General features: G+C 44.5%; 15 protein-coding genes and 1 riboswitch. Of the genes, 14 read left to right on the forward strand and 1 reads right to left on the reverse strand.

Features of this window, described 5'->3' with window-relative positions:
- Window positions 1-65 precede the first annotated feature (65 nt).
- Window positions 66-914: a helix-turn-helix domain-containing protein gene (locus ACPF7I_RS03050; RefSeq protein ID WP_430744902.1), complete on the forward strand. Its 849-nt coding sequence runs from the start codon at window positions 66-68 to the stop codon at window positions 912-914.
- Here ACPF7I_RS03050 and ACPF7I_RS03055 read toward each other — a convergent pair.
- Entirely contained in the window at window positions 898-2,661 is a 1,764-nt protein-coding gene (locus ACPF7I_RS03055; protein WP_430744900.1) for an alpha-glycosidase, read from the reverse strand. The two genes, ACPF7I_RS03050 and ACPF7I_RS03055, sit on opposite strands and share 17 nt — an antisense overlap.
- A 275-nt stretch (window positions 2,662-2,936) precedes the next feature.
- Between ACPF7I_RS03055 and ACPF7I_RS03060 the strand changes: the two genes are divergently transcribed.
- From ACPF7I_RS03060 to ACPF7I_RS03120, 13 genes are all read left to right on the forward strand, one after another.
- Window positions 2,937-4,229: an extracellular solute-binding protein gene (locus tag ACPF7I_RS03060; RefSeq protein ID WP_430744898.1), complete on the forward strand. Its 1,293-nt coding sequence runs from the start codon at window positions 2,937-2,939 to the stop codon at window positions 4,227-4,229.
- Window positions 4,230-4,341: 112 nt separating this feature from the next.
- On the forward strand, window positions 4,342-5,625 hold the full coding sequence (locus ACPF7I_RS03065; RefSeq protein ID WP_042534515.1) for a carbohydrate ABC transporter permease: 1,284 nt from the start codon (window positions 4,342-4,344) through the stop codon (window positions 5,623-5,625).
- A gap of 1 nt (window position 5,626) precedes the next feature.
- The gene (locus ACPF7I_RS03070; protein WP_430744896.1) at window positions 5,627-6,469 is read left to right on the forward strand and encodes a sugar ABC transporter permease; all 843 of its coding nucleotides are present in this window, start codon (window positions 5,627-5,629) and stop codon (window positions 6,467-6,469) included.
- A gap of 96 nt (window positions 6,470-6,565) precedes the next feature.
- Entirely contained in the window at window positions 6,566-8,083 is a 1,518-nt protein-coding gene (locus ACPF7I_RS03075; protein WP_430744894.1) for an alpha-amylase family glycosyl hydrolase, read from the forward strand.
- Window positions 8,084-8,101: 18 nt separating this feature from the next.
- Window positions 8,102-10,429: a glycoside hydrolase family 31 protein gene (locus tag ACPF7I_RS03080; RefSeq protein WP_430744892.1), complete on the forward strand. Its 2,328-nt coding sequence runs from the start codon at window positions 8,102-8,104 to the stop codon at window positions 10,427-10,429.
- 16 nt (window positions 10,430-10,445) lie between these two features.
- Window positions 10,446-11,480 (forward strand): LacI family DNA-binding transcriptional regulator, encoded by a 1,035-nt coding sequence (locus ACPF7I_RS03085; protein ID WP_430744891.1) that lies wholly within the window; start codon window positions 10,446-10,448, stop codon window positions 11,478-11,480.
- Window positions 11,481-11,566: 86 nt separating this feature from the next.
- A riboswitch (cobalamin riboswitch) is annotated at window positions 11,567-11,747 on the forward strand.
- Window positions 11,748-11,902: 155 nt separating this feature from the next.
- On the forward strand, window positions 11,903-12,268 hold the full coding sequence (locus tag ACPF7I_RS03090; protein WP_430744889.1) for a (2Fe-2S) ferredoxin domain-containing protein: 366 nt from the start codon (window positions 11,903-11,905) through the stop codon (window positions 12,266-12,268).
- Window positions 12,265-13,017: an energy-coupling factor ABC transporter permease gene (locus ACPF7I_RS03095; RefSeq protein ID WP_430744887.1), complete on the forward strand. Its 753-nt coding sequence runs from the start codon at window positions 12,265-12,267 to the stop codon at window positions 13,015-13,017. The genes ACPF7I_RS03090 and ACPF7I_RS03095 overlap by 4 nt, the downstream gene beginning before the upstream one ends.
- Complete coding sequence (locus ACPF7I_RS03100) at window positions 13,014-13,283, forward strand: energy-coupling factor ABC transporter substrate-binding protein (RefSeq protein WP_004891947.1); 270 nt, start codon at window positions 13,014-13,016, stop codon at window positions 13,281-13,283. The genes ACPF7I_RS03095 and ACPF7I_RS03100 overlap by 4 nt, the downstream gene beginning before the upstream one ends.
- On the forward strand, window positions 13,276-13,986 hold the full coding sequence (locus ACPF7I_RS03105) for a CbiQ family ECF transporter T component (RefSeq protein WP_430744885.1): 711 nt from the start codon (window positions 13,276-13,278) through the stop codon (window positions 13,984-13,986). The genes ACPF7I_RS03100 and ACPF7I_RS03105 overlap by 8 nt, the downstream gene beginning before the upstream one ends.
- Window positions 13,970-14,734, forward strand: a complete 765-nt coding sequence (locus ACPF7I_RS03110; RefSeq protein WP_430744883.1) for an energy-coupling factor ABC transporter ATP-binding protein — start codon at window positions 13,970-13,972, stop codon at window positions 14,732-14,734. Before ACPF7I_RS03105 ends, ACPF7I_RS03110 begins: the two co-directional genes overlap by 17 nt.
- A 4-nt stretch (window positions 14,735-14,738) precedes the next feature.
- Window positions 14,739-16,247 (forward strand): precorrin-3B C(17)-methyltransferase, encoded by a 1,509-nt coding sequence (gene cobJ, locus ACPF7I_RS03115; RefSeq protein WP_430744882.1) that lies wholly within the window; start codon window positions 14,739-14,741, stop codon window positions 16,245-16,247.
- 5 nt (window positions 16,248-16,252) lie between these two features.
- Entirely contained in the window at window positions 16,253-17,077 is an 825-nt protein-coding gene (locus ACPF7I_RS03120; RefSeq protein WP_430744881.1) for a sirohydrochlorin chelatase, read from the forward strand.
- The last annotated feature ends 9 nt before the right edge of the window (window positions 17,078-17,086 follow it).

The following is a 17,086-nucleotide window of genomic DNA, read 5'->3' on the forward strand; positions in this document are numbered from 1 at the left end:
TTATAATGGAAAAAAGGGAAAAAGACGATTACTTTTGTACATTTCCGACTGAAAGGATGGGACTTATGTATATATCGTTTTCCGTTCCGCCGTTTCCGATTTTTATTAAGGGCGGCGAGGCAATGTTTCGAAAAGGAATGAAACATTTTCGCCGTACGTTTTCTGTATTCGATTTTTTGTATGTGCAAAAAGGGACGTTATATATGACGGAGCAAGACAAAACGTTCGTTGTTCGCGAAGGAGAATACGTCATTTTATGCCCAGGCTTTGAACATTATGGGCATGAGCCGTGCGAGGAAGATACGTATTTTATTTGGGTTCATTTTTCGTTGCCACAATACGATCGCGTCGAAAAACAGCCGTATGGATGGGGCGATATTATTGAGAGAGAGGCGACATATGTCGATTATGCACAATATCGCTTGTTTATTCCACAATATGGAAAGTTGAAACAAGCGGGGATGGAGGCGATGCTTCAACACATTGTCAGCGAGCAACAAACGCCGGATCATTCGTTAACGCAACAGTTGTTATTTGCTCAATGGCTCGTTCAGCTGCAAAAACAAATGCTTCATATTCCGTCAGCTGCCGAGCATGTATGTGCCGCGGCGATGGAGTATATTCATCGTCATTATGGAGAGCCATTTGACATGGAGCATCTCGCACATGCGCTTCGCCTTCATCCGGACTACATTTCCCGCTGCATGCAAAAAACGATCGGCATGAGTGCGTTGCAATATGTAAACGATTATCGGATCAACATCGCGAAGAAAAAATTAGCCGCGACGAATGAGACGGTCGCGGCGATCGCAAAACAAGTCGGATTTGAAGATGGCGCGTATTTTTCGCGCGTATTTAAAAAAATGGAAGGGATGACACCAAGCGAATATCGTCGCTTTATTCAGCGGACGTAGCTTGTACGAGCAGCATTCGAAAGCCATACGGCTCGATTGTCATCGTTTGCTCAGTCATTTGCTCGTTTGTCCAAAGGTTTGTGAGCGTTTTGTCAGCAAGTGAAAACGGAACGGTCCATTCCAGCGCTGTTTCCCTATTGTTTAATACGCAAACAATTGTCTCGTCGTCATATGTTTTCACGTAAGCGATATGATTCGTTTCATCGTTTGTTTCTAACACATGAAACTCGCCGAAGCGCAAGGCACGATATTGTTTGCGCAATGAAATGAGCGTTTGCACGTGGGCAAATAAATCGCGGTCTTGCTTTTCTTTTTCCCATACCATACATTTCCGGCAAAGCGGATCTTGCCCGCCAGTTAGACCGATTTCGTCTCCGTAATATATGCATGGTGACCCGCTGAAAGAAAGTTGGAACGTAAACATCAGTTTCACTTTTTCTTTTTGTTCGTTGCATTGCGTGAGAATGCGCGGCGTGTCGTGGCTGCCGAGCAAATTAAAGGCGACTTCGTTGACGTTTTGCGGATAGTTATGCCATACGTGAATGATCGTGTTCGCAAATTCGCTAGCGCGCACGTTCCCTTTCGCAAAATAATTGAGCGCTCCGTTTGTAAACGGATAGTTCATGACGGCATCAAATTGGTCTCCACGTAGCCACGGCATCGCATCGTGCCAAATTTCACCGAGAATGTACACGTCCGGTTTGATCGCTTTCACCGCTTGGCGAAACTCGCGCCAAAATTGATGATCGACTTCATTCGCCACATCTAACCGCCATCCGTCAATGTCAAATTCGCGAATCCAATATGTTGCAACATCCAGTAAATATTGTTTCACTTCTCGGTTTTCTGTATTTAATTTCGGCATTTCTGGCACGAACGCAAACGTATCGTAGTTTGGGATCGGTTCTGTTTGCAGCGGAAACTCACGAATATGAAACCAATCTTTATATCGTGACTTTTTGCCGTTTTTTAATACGTCTTGAAACGGAGCGAAATAGTACCCGCTATGGTTAAATACCGCATCAAGCATGACGCGAATACCTTTTTTATGGCACTCTTCGACGAGCCGTTTAAACGTTTGTTTATCGCCAAATTGCGGATCGATTTCGAAATAGTCGATCGTATCGTATTTATGATTCGACGGCGCTTGAAAAATCGGCGTAAAATAAATGCCGTTAATCCCAAGTTCAACGAGATAATCTAAATGGTCGATGATGCCTTCAAAATCGCCGCCAAAAAAGCTTGTAGTCGTTGGTTCAACGCTTCCCCAAGGGAGCGTGTTTGGTGGATTTAATTTTGGATTGCCGTTGGCGAACCGTTCAGGGAAAATTTGATACCATACTGTATCCTTCACCCAGCTAGGTGCGTCAAAAACGTCGATGCGGTTTAAAAATGGAAAACAAAAATAGTATGCTGTATCGTCAGTTGGAGCTTTATCATAAAAGCCTTTTTCCGTATATACGAGCACGTTTTCTTCATCGTGCAATTCAAATCCGTAGCGCAAGCGGCGATACGGTGGTTGCACGGCGATAAACCAATAATCAAATAGCGCGTCACAACCGCTTTTTTGCATCGGTTGTTTGTCAAATTGCCACTCGCCATTTTCCCATATGTACGGGTCGCCGAAAAGAAGAAAGACGGCATCGACATCATCTTTTTTTGTCCGCAAACGAATATGTAGCGTTCGTTCATCGTATGCATAAGCAAACGCATCTTTTGGACGATGGTAAATCGCTTCTTTCAACATGTTTCACTCTCTCCTCTCTATTTCACGCGCAATCGATTGCGCTTTTTATCACATATTCAGGTGCTCTTGATGCGATCGTTTAAGGAAGCGCATACAATACTTATGTCAAGCGTAAAATGAAAGACAGTAAAAAGTCAACATTCATTCAAAAAAAGATGAAAAAAATAGTTGTCAAAACGAAAAATGATTGTATAATGAAGATAAAGGTTGTGCAATCGTTTTCGCAAAAAATGAAAGCGTTTGTACGTATTGCTTAAAACACAGGAGGGGTCGAAATGAAAAAAACGGTATCCATTTTTTCATCGCTTGCGTTGCTTGCAGGTGTGATGGCAGGTTGTGGTCCACAAGATGAGGCAAAACCAAAAGAAAACGAAAATGAAGGGAAAACAGAAGTAACGGAAGATGGCATGCCGCCAAAACCAGAAAAGCTTGTCGTTTGGGAAGACGTGAAGCGTGGCGTGGCGTTAGAGCCAGCGATTAAAGCGTTCGAAGAAAAGTATGGCATCAAAGTGGAGTACAAAGAAGTTGAAATGGCGACAAAACAACGCGACCAACTTCGTTTAGACGGTCCAGCAGGCACAGGTCCTGACGTCATTACTGTTCCACATGATCAAATCGGTCAGCTTGTGACGGAAGGGTTAATTCGCGAAATTAACGTCGATCAATCTGTATTAGATACGTTTACAGAATCTTCAATTGCGGCGCAAATGTATGATGGAAAGTTATACGGACTTCCAAAAGCAGTAGAAACTCCTGTATTCATTTATAACAAAAAATTAATGGACAAAGCCCCTGAAACGATGGACGAATTGTATCAGTTCTCAAAAGAGTTTACAAAAGGCGATCAGTATGGTTTCTTAGCGCTTTGGGATAACTTCTATTTCGCACATGGCGTTATCGCGGGTATGGGCGGTTACGTATTTAAAAACAACAATGGTGCGTTAGATCGCAATGACATTGGCTTAAATAATGAAGGGGCAGTAAAAGGGACAGAATACATTCAACAATGGTATAAAGAATTGTTCCCGAAAGGTATTATCGGTGAAAACGGTGGTTCAGCGATGGACGGTTTATTTAACGAAGGAAAAGCAGCGTCTGTCATGAACGGTCCGTGGGCGTTCCAAGGTATGCGTGATGCAGGCATCGATATCGGTGTAGCGCCGATGCCGAAATTGCCAAATGGCGAGCCTGTAAAAACATTTATGGGTGTAAAAGGATGGCACGTATCAGCGTTCTCGAAACATCCTGAATGGGCAACAAAACTCATTGAGTTTATTACAAACGAGGAAAATGCGAAAAAACGTTTTGAGTTAACGCGTGAAATCCCACCAGTGAAGTCGCTCATTAACGATCCGTTAATCGCAGAAGATGAAGGAGCAAAAGCCGTTGCGATCCAATCTCAATATGCGATTCCGATGCCAAACATTCCAGAAATGGCAGAAGTATGGGGTCCAATGGCGACGGCGCTTCAACTTGTAGCAAACCAAAAAGCTGAACCGAAACAAGCGCTTGATGAAGCTGTAAAAACAATTAAGACGAACATTGAAACAAACCATCCAAGCAAGTAAGAAGTGAGCGGTACCTCTCTTGTAGAGGTACTGCTTCAACTTTCTATTGTTTGTTTACTTATTCACATTCAAGTGCGCTCCTCGCCATCGTTTTAGAAAGGAGACAAAATCAATGGAAACACCAATGTACCAATCAAATCATCGGAAAATTGCCCTCGGTTTATCGCTTATTCCGGGATTTGGACAACTATATAATCGTCAATACGTGAAAGGTATTTCGTTTTTCATTTTAGCTGCTTCGTTTTTGATCGTTTTTAAGGATTTATTAAATATGGGATGGTGGGGCATCTTTACGCTCGGTGAAGTCGTCGGACGTGACCATTCCATTTTCTTGCTTGTTGAAGGAATTTTAGCCGTTATTATTTCCGTTTTCGGGCTCGGTTTTTATGCGTTTAACTTGCGCGATGCTTATAAAAATGGGCAAAAGCGTGATTTAGGGTTGAAAATTAGCTCGTTGCGCGAGCAATATCGCGCGCTCGTTGACAACGGCTTTCCATATTTAATGATTTCGCCAGGTTTTATTTTGCTCGTGTTCGTCGTTATTTTCCCGATTATTTTCGTCGTCTTATTGGCGTTTACGAACTATGACTTATATCATTCTCCACCAGCCAAACTCGTTGACTGGGTCGGATTCCAAAACTTTATTGATTTAGTCAAGCTCGATCTTTGGAGAAAAACGTTTATTAACGTTCTCGCGTGGACGATCGTTTGGACGTTCGGGGCTACGACGTTACAAATTGCGCTCGGTATTTTCTTAGCGATTATTGTCAATCAAAAAGATTTAAAAGGAAAAGCGATCATTCGGACGATTTTCATTTTACCTTGGGCGGTTCCTGCGTTCGTGACGATTCTCGTCTTTTCAGGCATGTTTAACGAGTCGTTTGGTGTGATTAATAAAACGATTTTAGCATCGTTAGGCATCGGACCGATCGAGTGGATGACCGATCCGTTTTGGACGAAAGTCGCGCTCATTCTCATTCAAACGTGGCTCGGCTTCCCATTCGTTTTTGCGATGACGACAGGGGTATTGCAAGCGATTCCGAACGAATTGTATGAGGCGGCGACAGTAGATGGAGCTTCAAGCTGGCAAAAGTTTACGAAAATTACGTTGCCACTTGTGCTATACGCAACAGCACCAATTTTAATTACACAATATACGTTTAACTTCAATAACTTTAACATCATTTACTTATTTAACGGCGGCGGTCCTGCGGTGTCGGGGCAAAATGCGGGAGCGACTGACATTTTAATTTCGTGGATTTATCGTTTAACAATGACATCTGCCCAATACTCGAAAGCAGCTGCCATTACGTTACTTCTTTCTCTCGTTGTCGTATCAGTCGCGCTATGGCAATTTAGAAGAACAAAATCATTTAAAGAAGAGGATATGATGTAAGATGGATATGAAAAGACAAAAACTCATTCGGCTTACGTTGTCGTATGCAGTCATTTTGGTGATGACGATGATTATCGTCTATCCGCTTCTTTGGGTCGTCGGCTCGTCATTTAACCCTGGGCAAAGTTTATCAGGCTCGAAAATGATTCCAGATAACGCAACGCTTGCCCATTACAAAAAGCTGTTTGATACGTCGCAAAGCGATTATCTCATTTGGTATTGGAACTCGTTAAAAATTGCGACATTGACGATGATTTTTTCCGTTATTTTAGTTAGCTTAACGGCGTATTCGTTTTCCCGTTACCGCTTTATTGGACGCCAAAACGGGTTGATGACGTTTTTAATTTTGCAAATGATTCCAAACTTTGCGGCGCTCATTGCGATTTTCATTTTAGCGCTTTTAACAGGGTTAGTTGATACGCATTTAGGGTTAATTCTCGTGTACGTCGGCGGTGCCATTCCGATGAATACGTGGCTGATGAAAGGATATTTAGATACGATTCCGAAAGAGCTTGATGAATCGGCGAAAATTGATGGAGCAGGGCATTTGCGCATTTTCTTCCAAATCGTTTTACCGCTTGCGAAACCAATTATTGCGGTCGTGGCGCTCTTTACGTTTATCGCACCGTTTGGCGATTTCATTTTAGCGAGCGTGTTGCTTCGCAGCAAAGAAAAGTATACGCTTGCGGTCGGATTGTACGATTTAGTTGCAAAGCAGTTCGGTAGCGAATTTACAACGTTTGCAGCAGGTTCTGTATTAATTGCCGTGCCGATCGCTATTCTCTTCCTTTCATTCCAAAAGTATTTCGTTTCTGGCTTAACGGCAGGTGGAACAAAAGGATGAGAAACGGAAGGAAAGAATCGTTTAGGTTCTTTCCTTTCTTACTATTTCGAGATATATTAACATAAGAAGCTTTGGAATGAATAGGAGTGGAACGGAATGAAAAACGTATGGCGTGTGTGTTTAGCTATCATATTATTGTTTTCCTTTGCTTTGCCAGCAAGCGCAAAAACAGAGCGCACATGGCAAGATGAACGTATTTATTTTATTATGGTTGACCGCTTTAACAATGGGAATCCGAAAAATGACTACGACGTCGATGTGCACGACCCGAAAGCGTATCACGGTGGCGACTTGCAAGGGGTTATTGACAAGCTCGATTACATAAAGGATATGGGCTTTACAGCTATTTGGCTTACCCCCATTTTTGCAAACGAAAAAGGCGGCTACCACGGCTATTGGATTGAAGATTTTTACAAAGTGGAAGAACATTTTGGGACGCTAGATGATTTAAAGCGGCTTGTAAAAGAAGCGCACAAACGCGATATGAAAGTCATTTTAGATTTTGTTGTTAATCATACAGGCTACAACCACCCGTGGCTGAACGATCGTGCAAAAAAAGATTGGTTTCATGAGAAAAAAGACATTTTTAACTGGGCAGATCAACAGGAAGTTGAAAACGGATGGCTGTTTGGTCTTCCAGATTTAGCACAAGAAAATCCGGAAGTGAAAGCGTATTTATTCGATGTCGCGAAATGGTGGATTCAAGAAACGGACATTGATGGATATCGTTTAGATACGGTTAAACATGTGCCGAAATGGTTTTGGGAAGAGTTTGCAAAAGAAGTGAAGTCAGTGAAGGAAAACTTTTTTTTGCTTGGCGAAGTATGGCACGATGATCCGCGTTACGTAGCGCAATATGGGAAGCTTGGCATCGATGCGTTAATTGATTTTCCATTTTATAAAGAAGCATCAACCATTTTTTCAAACGTCGATCAATCGCTCGAACCGCTGTATAACGTTTGGAAGCGCAACGTGGCGTTTTATGACGATCCGTATTTGCTCGGAACGTTTTTAGATAATCATGATACCGTTCGCTTTACTCGCTTAGCGTTACAAAATCGCATCAATCCGGTGACGCGCTTAAAGCTTGGCTTAACGTATTTGTTTAGCGCCCCGGGCATTCCGATTATGTATTACGGAACGGAAATCGCGCTTGATGGTGGAGAAGATCCGGATAATCGACGTTTAATGAATTTCCGCACGGATAAAGAGTTAATTGACTATGTGACAAAGCTCGGTGAATTGCGTGAAAAATTGCCGTCGCTTCGCCGCGGTGATTTTGAACTGTTGTATGAACAAGGCGGCATGGCTGTGTTTAAACGGACGTATGAAAGGGAAACGACGGTAATTGCGATTAACAATACATCAAAAACGCAAAAAGTGACGCTCGACGATGAGCTAGAACAAGGAAAAGAATTGCGCGGCTTGCTTGCTGGCGATTTAGTCCGCAGCAAAGATGGCAAGTATGATATCATTTTAGATCGCGAAACAGCGGAAATTTACGTGTTGGCGCCAAAAACAGGATTAAACATTCCGTTTATTGCGGCGCTTGTGGCGGTGTATGCTTCGTTTGGACTGTTTTTATATTTAGCGCGAAAACGGAAGCGATCATAACGATAGGGGGCGGCATGTATGCTAGAGGATACGAGCTTTGCGATTCGGCCGACAAATGGGACGAATGAAACAGATGTGTGGCAATCGGTTGGCGATGTGCAAAAAATTGAAGAAAAAAAGCAAATCGTTTCATTTACGTGCGAGGGGGCATCGGGTAAAATTTATTTTTATCGCGACGATATCGTTCGAATCACGATCGATCCGTTTGCTCAAAAGTACGCTTCCGTTAGTCCAGCGGTCGTGGCAGCGCCAGAGAAAGTGACGACGCATGTGCAGGAAGTGGAAAATGGTTGGGAGCTGAAGACGAATGCGTTGACGGTCGTGATCGAACGACGCCCGTTTCGTATAACGGTTTATGATCGAGAAGGGACGGTGCTTGTACGCGATGTTGAGCCGGTTCGTTTTCAAGCGAAAGGACGCATACGCTGTGCGCACGCCCTCGCTCCGACCGATGTCGTGTACGGCTTAGGTGAAAAGACAGGGGTGTTAAATAAACGCGGAGCGGTATGGAAAATGTGGAATACAGATGTGTATGCTCCGCACAATTTAGAAACAGATCCGCTATATCAGTCGCATCCGTATATGATGGTGTTAAAAAACGGACATGCACACGGCGTCTTTTTCGATCATACGTATGAAACGACGTTTGACTTGCGGCATGAATCGTTTTATACGTTCACGTCAGAAGGCGGTGCGCTTGACTATTACGTGTTTGCTGGACCGCATCCAAAAGATGTGTTGACGCAATATACGCATCTCGTTGGCCGCATGCCGCTGCCACCAAAGTGGGCGCTTGGGTATCATCAGTCGCGTTATAGTTATGAAACGGAACAAGAAGTGCGCGAATTAATTCATACATTTCGCACGAAACGTATTCCGCTTGATGCGATATATTTAGATATTCATTATATGGACGAATATCGTGTATTTACGTTCGATCAAAATCGGTTTCCACATCCGAAATCGCTCGTTCAATACGCGAACGAACAAGGGGTTCGTATCGTTCCAATCGTTGATCCGGGCGTGAAAGTCGATGCAGAGTACGATACGTATCGCGATGGCGTGCAAAAAGATTATTTTTGTAAATATGCAGACGGAACGTTGTTTAAAGGAGACGTTTGGCCAGGGACGAGCGTGTTTCCTGATTTTTTGAAGAAAAAAGTGCGCAAATGGTGGGGAGAACAACATACGTTTTACACGAGCATCGGCATTGAAGGCATTTGGAACGATATGAATGAGCCGTCTGTGTTTAACGAAACGAAAACGATGGACGATCAAGTCGTTCATGATGGATGGAAAACGCATCGTCAAGTGCATAACATATACGGAATGATGATGACGGAAGCGACGTACAACGGATTGAAAAAGCAACTGAAAGGGAAGCGTCCATTTGTGTTAACGCGCGCCGGTTTTTCAGGCATTCACCGGTATGCTGCTGTGTGGACAGGAGATAACCGTAGCTTTTGGGAACATCTTGAACTATCGTTGCCGATGTGTTTAAATTTAGGATTATCTGCTGTTGCATTTTGTGGAGCGGATGTGGGCGGCTTCGCTCACGATGCTCATGGGGAATTGCTTGTTCGTTGGACGCAAGTCGGCGCTTTTTCCCCATATTTCCGCAATCATTGTGCGATTGGTTTCGCCCGTCAAGAACCGTGGGCGTTCGGTGAAACATATGAACAGATAGTGAAGCGATATATTGAGTTGCGCTACGAGTGGCTTCCACATTTGTACACGTTATGTTTTGAAGCATATCAAACAGGTGTGCCGATGATGCGCCCGCTCATGTTAGAATATCCGGACGATGCTGAGACGTGGAACATATCAGATCAATTTATGGTCGGCAATGAAGTAATGATCGCGCCGGTCATGCGTCCGCACACGTTTCATCGCCTCGTCTATTTTCCAGAGGGGCGTTGGATCGATTATTGGACGAAAGAAAAATTTGAAGGCGGCAGACGATATATTGTCGAAGCGCCGCTGGATCGGTTGCCGATATATGTAAAAGAAGGGGCGATGATTGCCCACGCCGAAGTGAAACAATCGACGTCCGTTGCGGACGAACAGTTGACGTTGTATGTGTATGCGATGGAGGAAGGAACATCATCATATACGTTATACGATGATGACGGCACAACGTTTGCATACGAAAAAGGAGAGTACGTGAATATGCACATTCGTGCGGTATTTTCACACGATACAGTTCATTTTCACGTCGAAGCGGAAGGGACGTATAAACCGTCATGGCGTATGCGTGTCGCGTTTGTTGGACATGTGCCGTCAATAGTGATGGTCAACGGTGAAGAAAGATTTGTCGATGAAGCGACAAACACGTTTGTTTTGTAAGAGATGGGGGATTTTTATGACAGTAACGATTAAAGATGTAGCGAAACGAGCGAACGTGGCACCATCGACCGTTTCCCGCGTCATCGCTGACAGTCCGCGCATTAGCGAGAAAACGAAGAAAAAAGTGCGCGAAGCGATGAAAGAGCTTGGCTATCATCCGAATTTTATCGCACGTAGCTTAGCGAACAAGTCAACGCAAGTGATTGGCTTAATTATGCCAAGCTCAGCCGATAAAGCGTTTCAAAACCCGTTTTTCCCAGAAGTCATTCGCGGCATTAGCAAAGCGGTGCATGATCGGCAATATGCGTTGCAGTTGTCGACAGGGGAGACGGAAGCGGAAATTTATGAAGGTGTCGTGCATATGGTGCAAGGAAAGCGCGTCGATGGGGTCATTTTGCTGTATTCGCGCGCGAACGATAAAATTATGGCGTATTTACAAAAAGAAGACGTGCCGTTTGTCGTCATCGGTAAACCGCATAAAAAAGCGGAGGAAATTACGCACGTCGATAATGATAACGTGCGTGCGGCACGCGAGGCGACAGAATATTTAATCGAGCTCGGCCATGAACGCATCGCTTTTGTCGGCGGAAACGTCAATCTCATCGTGACGATGGATCGTTTGCGCGGATATGAAAAAGCGTTAAAATCGGCTAGTCTTTCGTATCGAAAAGATTACATCGTGCATGAAGAATTTTTAAAAGAAGGCGGGCAAGAGGCGATGAAAGAGCTGCTTTCGCTTGCTGAGCCGCCAACTGCGCTCGTTGTCGCCGACGATTTAATGGCGCTTGGCGTGTTAAATACGCTTGCGGAAATGGGTTTAAGCGTGCCAGCCGACTTGTCGATCGTAAGCTTTAACAACGTGCTTTTATCCGAGATTTCCCGGCCGCCGTTAACGTCGGTAGACATTAACATTTTCCAACTCGGCTTTGAAGCGGCAAGAAATTTAATACAACAAATCGAAAACCCGAACGAGCCCATTAAGCGAATCATTATTCCGCATACGCTCGTCAAACGATTTTCATGCGATTATTACAAAGCGCCTTCCGAATAGGAAGGTGCTCTTTTTTTATAAACGGGCTAGGCGAAAAGGAAAAAATGGTGTATCATATTCTTAACATTCACGCTCTTTGAAAAAATATATACGATGAGCAAGTACGGTGCATACGTCCGTATGCTTAAAAGGGAAGAACGGTGCAAAGCCGTCGCGGTACCCGCCACTGTGATGGGGAGTTTCGTTGCAATATGCCACTGATTTTTGGGAAGGCGCAACGAAATGATGAACCTAAGCCAGGAGACCTGCCTGCTTGCGATACGTCGGCTGCCTACGGGAATATAGGTAGACGTGCGGGGACGATGGACGTTATAGTGATGATGTATGCTTGGATAGCGTATGCCTTATTTTTTGAATCTTTCGTTTTTTCTGCACCTCTACCTAGAGGTGCTTTTTTATTTTGAAAAAAAGGGGCGACATATATGGCAACATGGAATTTACAAGGAACGACACATCACGTACTTATTTGCAACGGAGGAAGCTGCATGAGAAAAGGAGGGGAAGAGGTGACGCAAGCGATTCGCGATGAAATTGATCGGTTGCAGCTGAATGGGCGCGTTCATACGACGCGTACACGATGCAACGGTCGCTGCGAAGATGCATGTGTCGTCATCGTTTATCCAGAAGGTGTTTGGTATCGTACGATTGATGAACAAATAGGAAGGGACATTGTACGAAATCATGTACGTGACGGGAACATATTGCGCGATTACGTCACGTATACGTATGAACATACAGGATTTGTTATGCCTGAACATAGCGTTGCGACAAGGGGGAAAGAAAAATGAAGCGAAACGTATGGTGGATCGTTTGTACATGCTTGACTATCTACATTTTATTTACGCTTTCGCCTTCAGTATATGCGATGCACATTATGGAAGGATTTTTACCTTGGCATTGGGCGCTCGTTTGGTGGTTGTTATTTTTGCCATTTTTCTTCGTCGGTTTACGGACGATGACGCGCATCGTAAAACAACAGCCGGAAATGAAAATGTTGCTTGCGCTAGCGACCGCATTTACATTCGTTCTTTCCGCTTTAAAAATTCCATCTGTCACAGGAAGCAGCTCGCATCCGACAGGGACAGGCCTCGGTGCGCTGTTATTTGGGCCGTTCGTCATGACGGTCATCGGTACGGCTGTGTTAATGTTTCAAGCATTATTGCTTGCGCATGGTGGATTGACAACGCTCGGTGCAAATGCGTTTTCGATGGCGGTTATCGGTCCGTTTGTAGCGTACGTGTTGTTTATTGCATGCCAAAAGCTCCGCGTTTCGGTGCGCCTTTCTGTTTTTGTGGCGGCGATGTTTGCTAATTTAGCTACGTATGTAATGACATCGATACAACTTGCGCTTGCATTTCCAGACGCAATAAGCGGGGTGTGGGGTGCGTTTTTAAAGTTTGCTTCCATTTTTGCTGTAACACAAGTCCCTCTTGCGATCACCGAAGGGCTTCTTACTGTTGTAGTATGGAATTTTTTACATACGTACATGAAACAAGAATTAAATATATTACAGCAGAAAGGGGCGTCTGTTGAATGAACAATCGACTATTGCTTTTCCTTGCCGCACTTTTGATCGTTTTGCCGCTCGTCGTTGTAAAACATACGGAGTTTGCTGGGGCGGATGCGCTTGCGGAGGAGATGATTCAACAACTTGCGCCCAATTATGAACCGTGGTTCGATGTGTTTTTTGAACCGCCCGGCGGGGAAGTAGAAACGTTGCTATTTTCATTGCAGGCGGCAATTGGAGCGGGAGTGATTGGCTACATTATCGGCTTGTATAGAGGGCGAAAACGAAATGGTTAGCTGGCTTGACGAATGGGCGTATCGCAATCAGCTTGCGAAACTTTGTGCGACATTTAAACTGACATTTTCATTTATTTTGCTTATATGGGCGATGATTGGAACGAATGCTGGTCGTTTTTTCATTGTTGGATGGATGCTTACTTGGCTTATTGTTTATGCACGCTTACCATGGCATGTTTGTTTGCGTGTTTGTTTGCTTATGGCGCTCGTTATTCTTTGGAGTAGCGCACCGCTCCTTTTTTCACTTGATGGTGATGTTGTGGACGTTTCATATGTAGGTACGATTTGGTTACGAGCGTTTACATGCTCGCTCGTTCTCTTTTTTCTTGCCGCAACAACGCCATTTTTTCGCTTGGCATGCGCACTACAAACATTGCGCATCCCGCGTGTACTAATAGAGCTTCTATTGTTAACGTATCGTTTCATTTTCATGTTGGAAAAGGCAGCAAGGGAGCTGTTTGTGACGGTGCGCGTGAGACAAGGGGAACGAAATTGGCGGATCGCTTCACTTGCTATTGCACAATTGTTACGCCACACATTGCATCAATATGAGGCGATGGTCATTGCGCAACGAGCGCGCCACGTCTCTTTTACAGTTCCGCGGTGCACGGACGAGCAATTGCCAAAAAGGTATGTTATTGAAGCATCGCTTGGCATCGTTGTTTTGTTTATCGTGGAGGGATTATATGCTGCAGTTTCATGATGTTCACTATACGTACCGAAACGGTGCGCACGTCTTAAAAGGAGTATCGCTTACGATCGAACGTGGAAAAAAATATGCATTGATCGGAAAAAACGGTTGTGGAAAAACAACATGGTTGCTTCATACAAACGGCATTTATCGCCCAACAAAAGGGGAGGTGTATTGGGAAGGAAAACGTGTAAAGGAACGTTTGCACCAACATGTCGGCGTCGTTTTTCAAAATCCAGAACATCAATTTTTAGCACCAACGATTGAGGAAGAGCTTGCGCTTAGTTTGCAAGGGGATAGCGAACGGATCGAACGAGCGATAAAAACATTTTCGCTTGCTGAATGGCGAGACGTACCCATTCACCATCTCAGTCTCGGACAAAAAAAGTGGTTGTCGCTCGCTGTTGCGATGGCCCCTCAACCGGAGTTGCTTATTGTCGATGAGCCAGCTGCTTATTTAGATGCTGCACAGAGCGAGCGCCTCATCATGAAACTAAATGAGTGGCACGAAGCAGGTACGACGCTCGTTGTCATTACTCATGATTTTGATTTCGTATGGCAATGGGCAGACGAAGTGTTTGTCATGCATGATGGGCGCATCGTTTTGCATGGCACACCTGCGTTTATATTTTCACAAGCGGATATTTTTCACCAGCTTCGTTTACCGCTTCCTCTTCTTTTACGCATATGGATGAAGGAAAACCGGACTTGTACAGAACAACAACTGTTTGAATGGATCGAACGATGGAAAAAGGGGTGAAAACATGGTGGGAAAATTGTTTGTCGTTGGTTTTGGTCCAGGAAGTGTTGACCATATGACGAAACGGGCGCGTGAAGCGATTGAAGAAAGCGATGTTATCGTTGGTTATAAAACGTATGTCGATTTAATTCAAGACGTCATTCGTGGAAAAGAAGTGATTAGCACAGGGATGACGGAAGAAGTGAGTCGAGCACAAGAAGCTGTAAAGCAGGCAGAACGCGGAAAAAACGTCGCTGTCATCTCGAGCGGAGATGCCGGACTGTACGGGATGGCTGGGCTTGTTTACGAGGTGTTAATTGAAAAAGGGTGGCATAAGGGAGTAGGAGTTGAAGTGGAAGTCATTCCGGGCATTTCAGCCATTCATTCTTGTGCCGCTTTGTTAGGAGCGCCGATTATGCATGACGCATGTACGATTAGTTTAAGCGACCATTTAACACCGTGGCATGTGATCGCAAAAAGAATTGAAGCGGCAGCAGCAGCAGATTTTGTCATTGCGCTATACAATCCAAAAAGCGGCCGCCGCACACAACAAATTGTCGAAGCGCAGCGCATTTTATTGACGTATCGTTCGCCACATACACCAGTTGGGCTTGTAAAAAGCGCGTATCGTGAGCGGCAACATGTCGTGTTAACGAATATAGGCGACATGTTAGAGCACGACATCGGCATGTTAACAACAGTCATTATTGGAAACTCCTCTACGTTCGTTCATGACGGTCTTATGATTACACCGCGTGGCTATGAACGGAAATATAACTTATCTAGTGCCGTCCAGCCGTTAAAACCGCACGAGCGACTACGTCCAGAAGCAGAGCCGTGGGCTTTGACGCATGTGCGCTCACTAGCGGAAGAGGCGTATGCAAAAGTAAATGTAGAACAATTGGAAGTAGCAGTCAGTCCGGGAATTGCAAAGAAAACGTGGGAGCCTGAGCAAATGGTGCAACTTGCCCGCATCGTTGGCGAGCAAGGAACGATCACGTATACACCTGATCATTATTTTAAAGTGACGATGGAAACGAATCGGGCAGATGAAGTTGTGCGCGCGCTCGTACAAGTTGGATTGACTGTCGCGCCTGTTGGAGATGTGTTTGTTATGAAAGCTTGTGACTTTTGTGATGGGGAGAAAAAAGATGCGATTCCTTATGCAGAGCAACTATATAAGCAGTTTGGAGGCATGGAGTTGCCAAAGGAATTGCGTGTAGGATTTAACGGGTGCGGCATGGCATGTTATGGAGCCGTTCATGAAGATATTGGAATTGTTTATCGCAAAGGGGCGTTTGACTTATTTTTAGGTGGAAAAACGGTAGGAAGAAACGCTCATCCTGGACAGCTTGTTGCGGAGGGCATTCATCCCGATGACCTTGTTGAAACGATTGCTCGGATCATTGCGCAATACAAAGAAGAAGGTTATGCAAACGAACGATTTCATAAGTTTTTTGAACGAAAAAAAGAAGTCGGTGGCTTTGTTTATGGACAGACGAAGAACGTTGAGCCAGCGGCATGTGGGGAGTGATACATGTGAAAGCGATTTTGTTCGTTGGACATGGGAGCCGTGATGAAGAAGGGAACGAGCAAGTACGGCAGTTTGTCGAAACGATTCGTCCGCACATTGACGCGACGTTTTATGTGCATACATGTTTTTTAGAATTTGGTATTCCGTCTGTAACAGATGGTATCGTCCATTGTGTCGAACGAGGAGCAACGGAAGTAACTGTTATACCTATTATTTTACTTCCCGCTGGACATTCGAAGTTGCATATTCCAGCAGCGATTGATGAGGCAAAAGAACGTTATCCGTACGTCTCATTTACGTACGGACGGCCGCTTGGCATCCACGATGCAACGTTTACGATTTTACAAGATCGTTTGAAAGAGGCAGAGATTGTTTTAGATGAGCATACAGCGGTCATTTTGCTTGGGCGCGGAGGAAGTGATCCAGACGCCAATAGTGATTTATATAAAATTGCCCGTTTGTTTTGGGAGCGAAACAAACAGGTCATTGTTGAACCAGCGTTTATGGGGGTGACGAATCCGTCATTAGATGAGGCCGTCGACCGATGTATCAAACTCGGTGCGAAAAAGATTGTGATTTTGCCGTACTTTTTATTTACGGGCGTATTAATCAAACGGTTAGAAAAGCGAGTTTCCGAGTTTCAAATAACATATCCGCATCTTTCATTTATTCTTGCAAACTATTTTGGGTTTCACCCGGCACTACAAACGATCGTACTTGATCGGTTGCAAGAGGCGCTTAACGATTCGGTTTATATGAATTGTGATACGTGTCAATATCGGCTTCATGTCGCTGAGCATCATCACCATCATCACCATCACGATCATTGAGGTGAAGCA

Origin of the sequence: Anoxybacillus dikiliensis, from assembly GCF_050613275.1 — a bacterium.
GTDB lineage: Bacteria > Bacillota > Bacilli > Bacillales > Anoxybacillaceae > Anoxybacillus.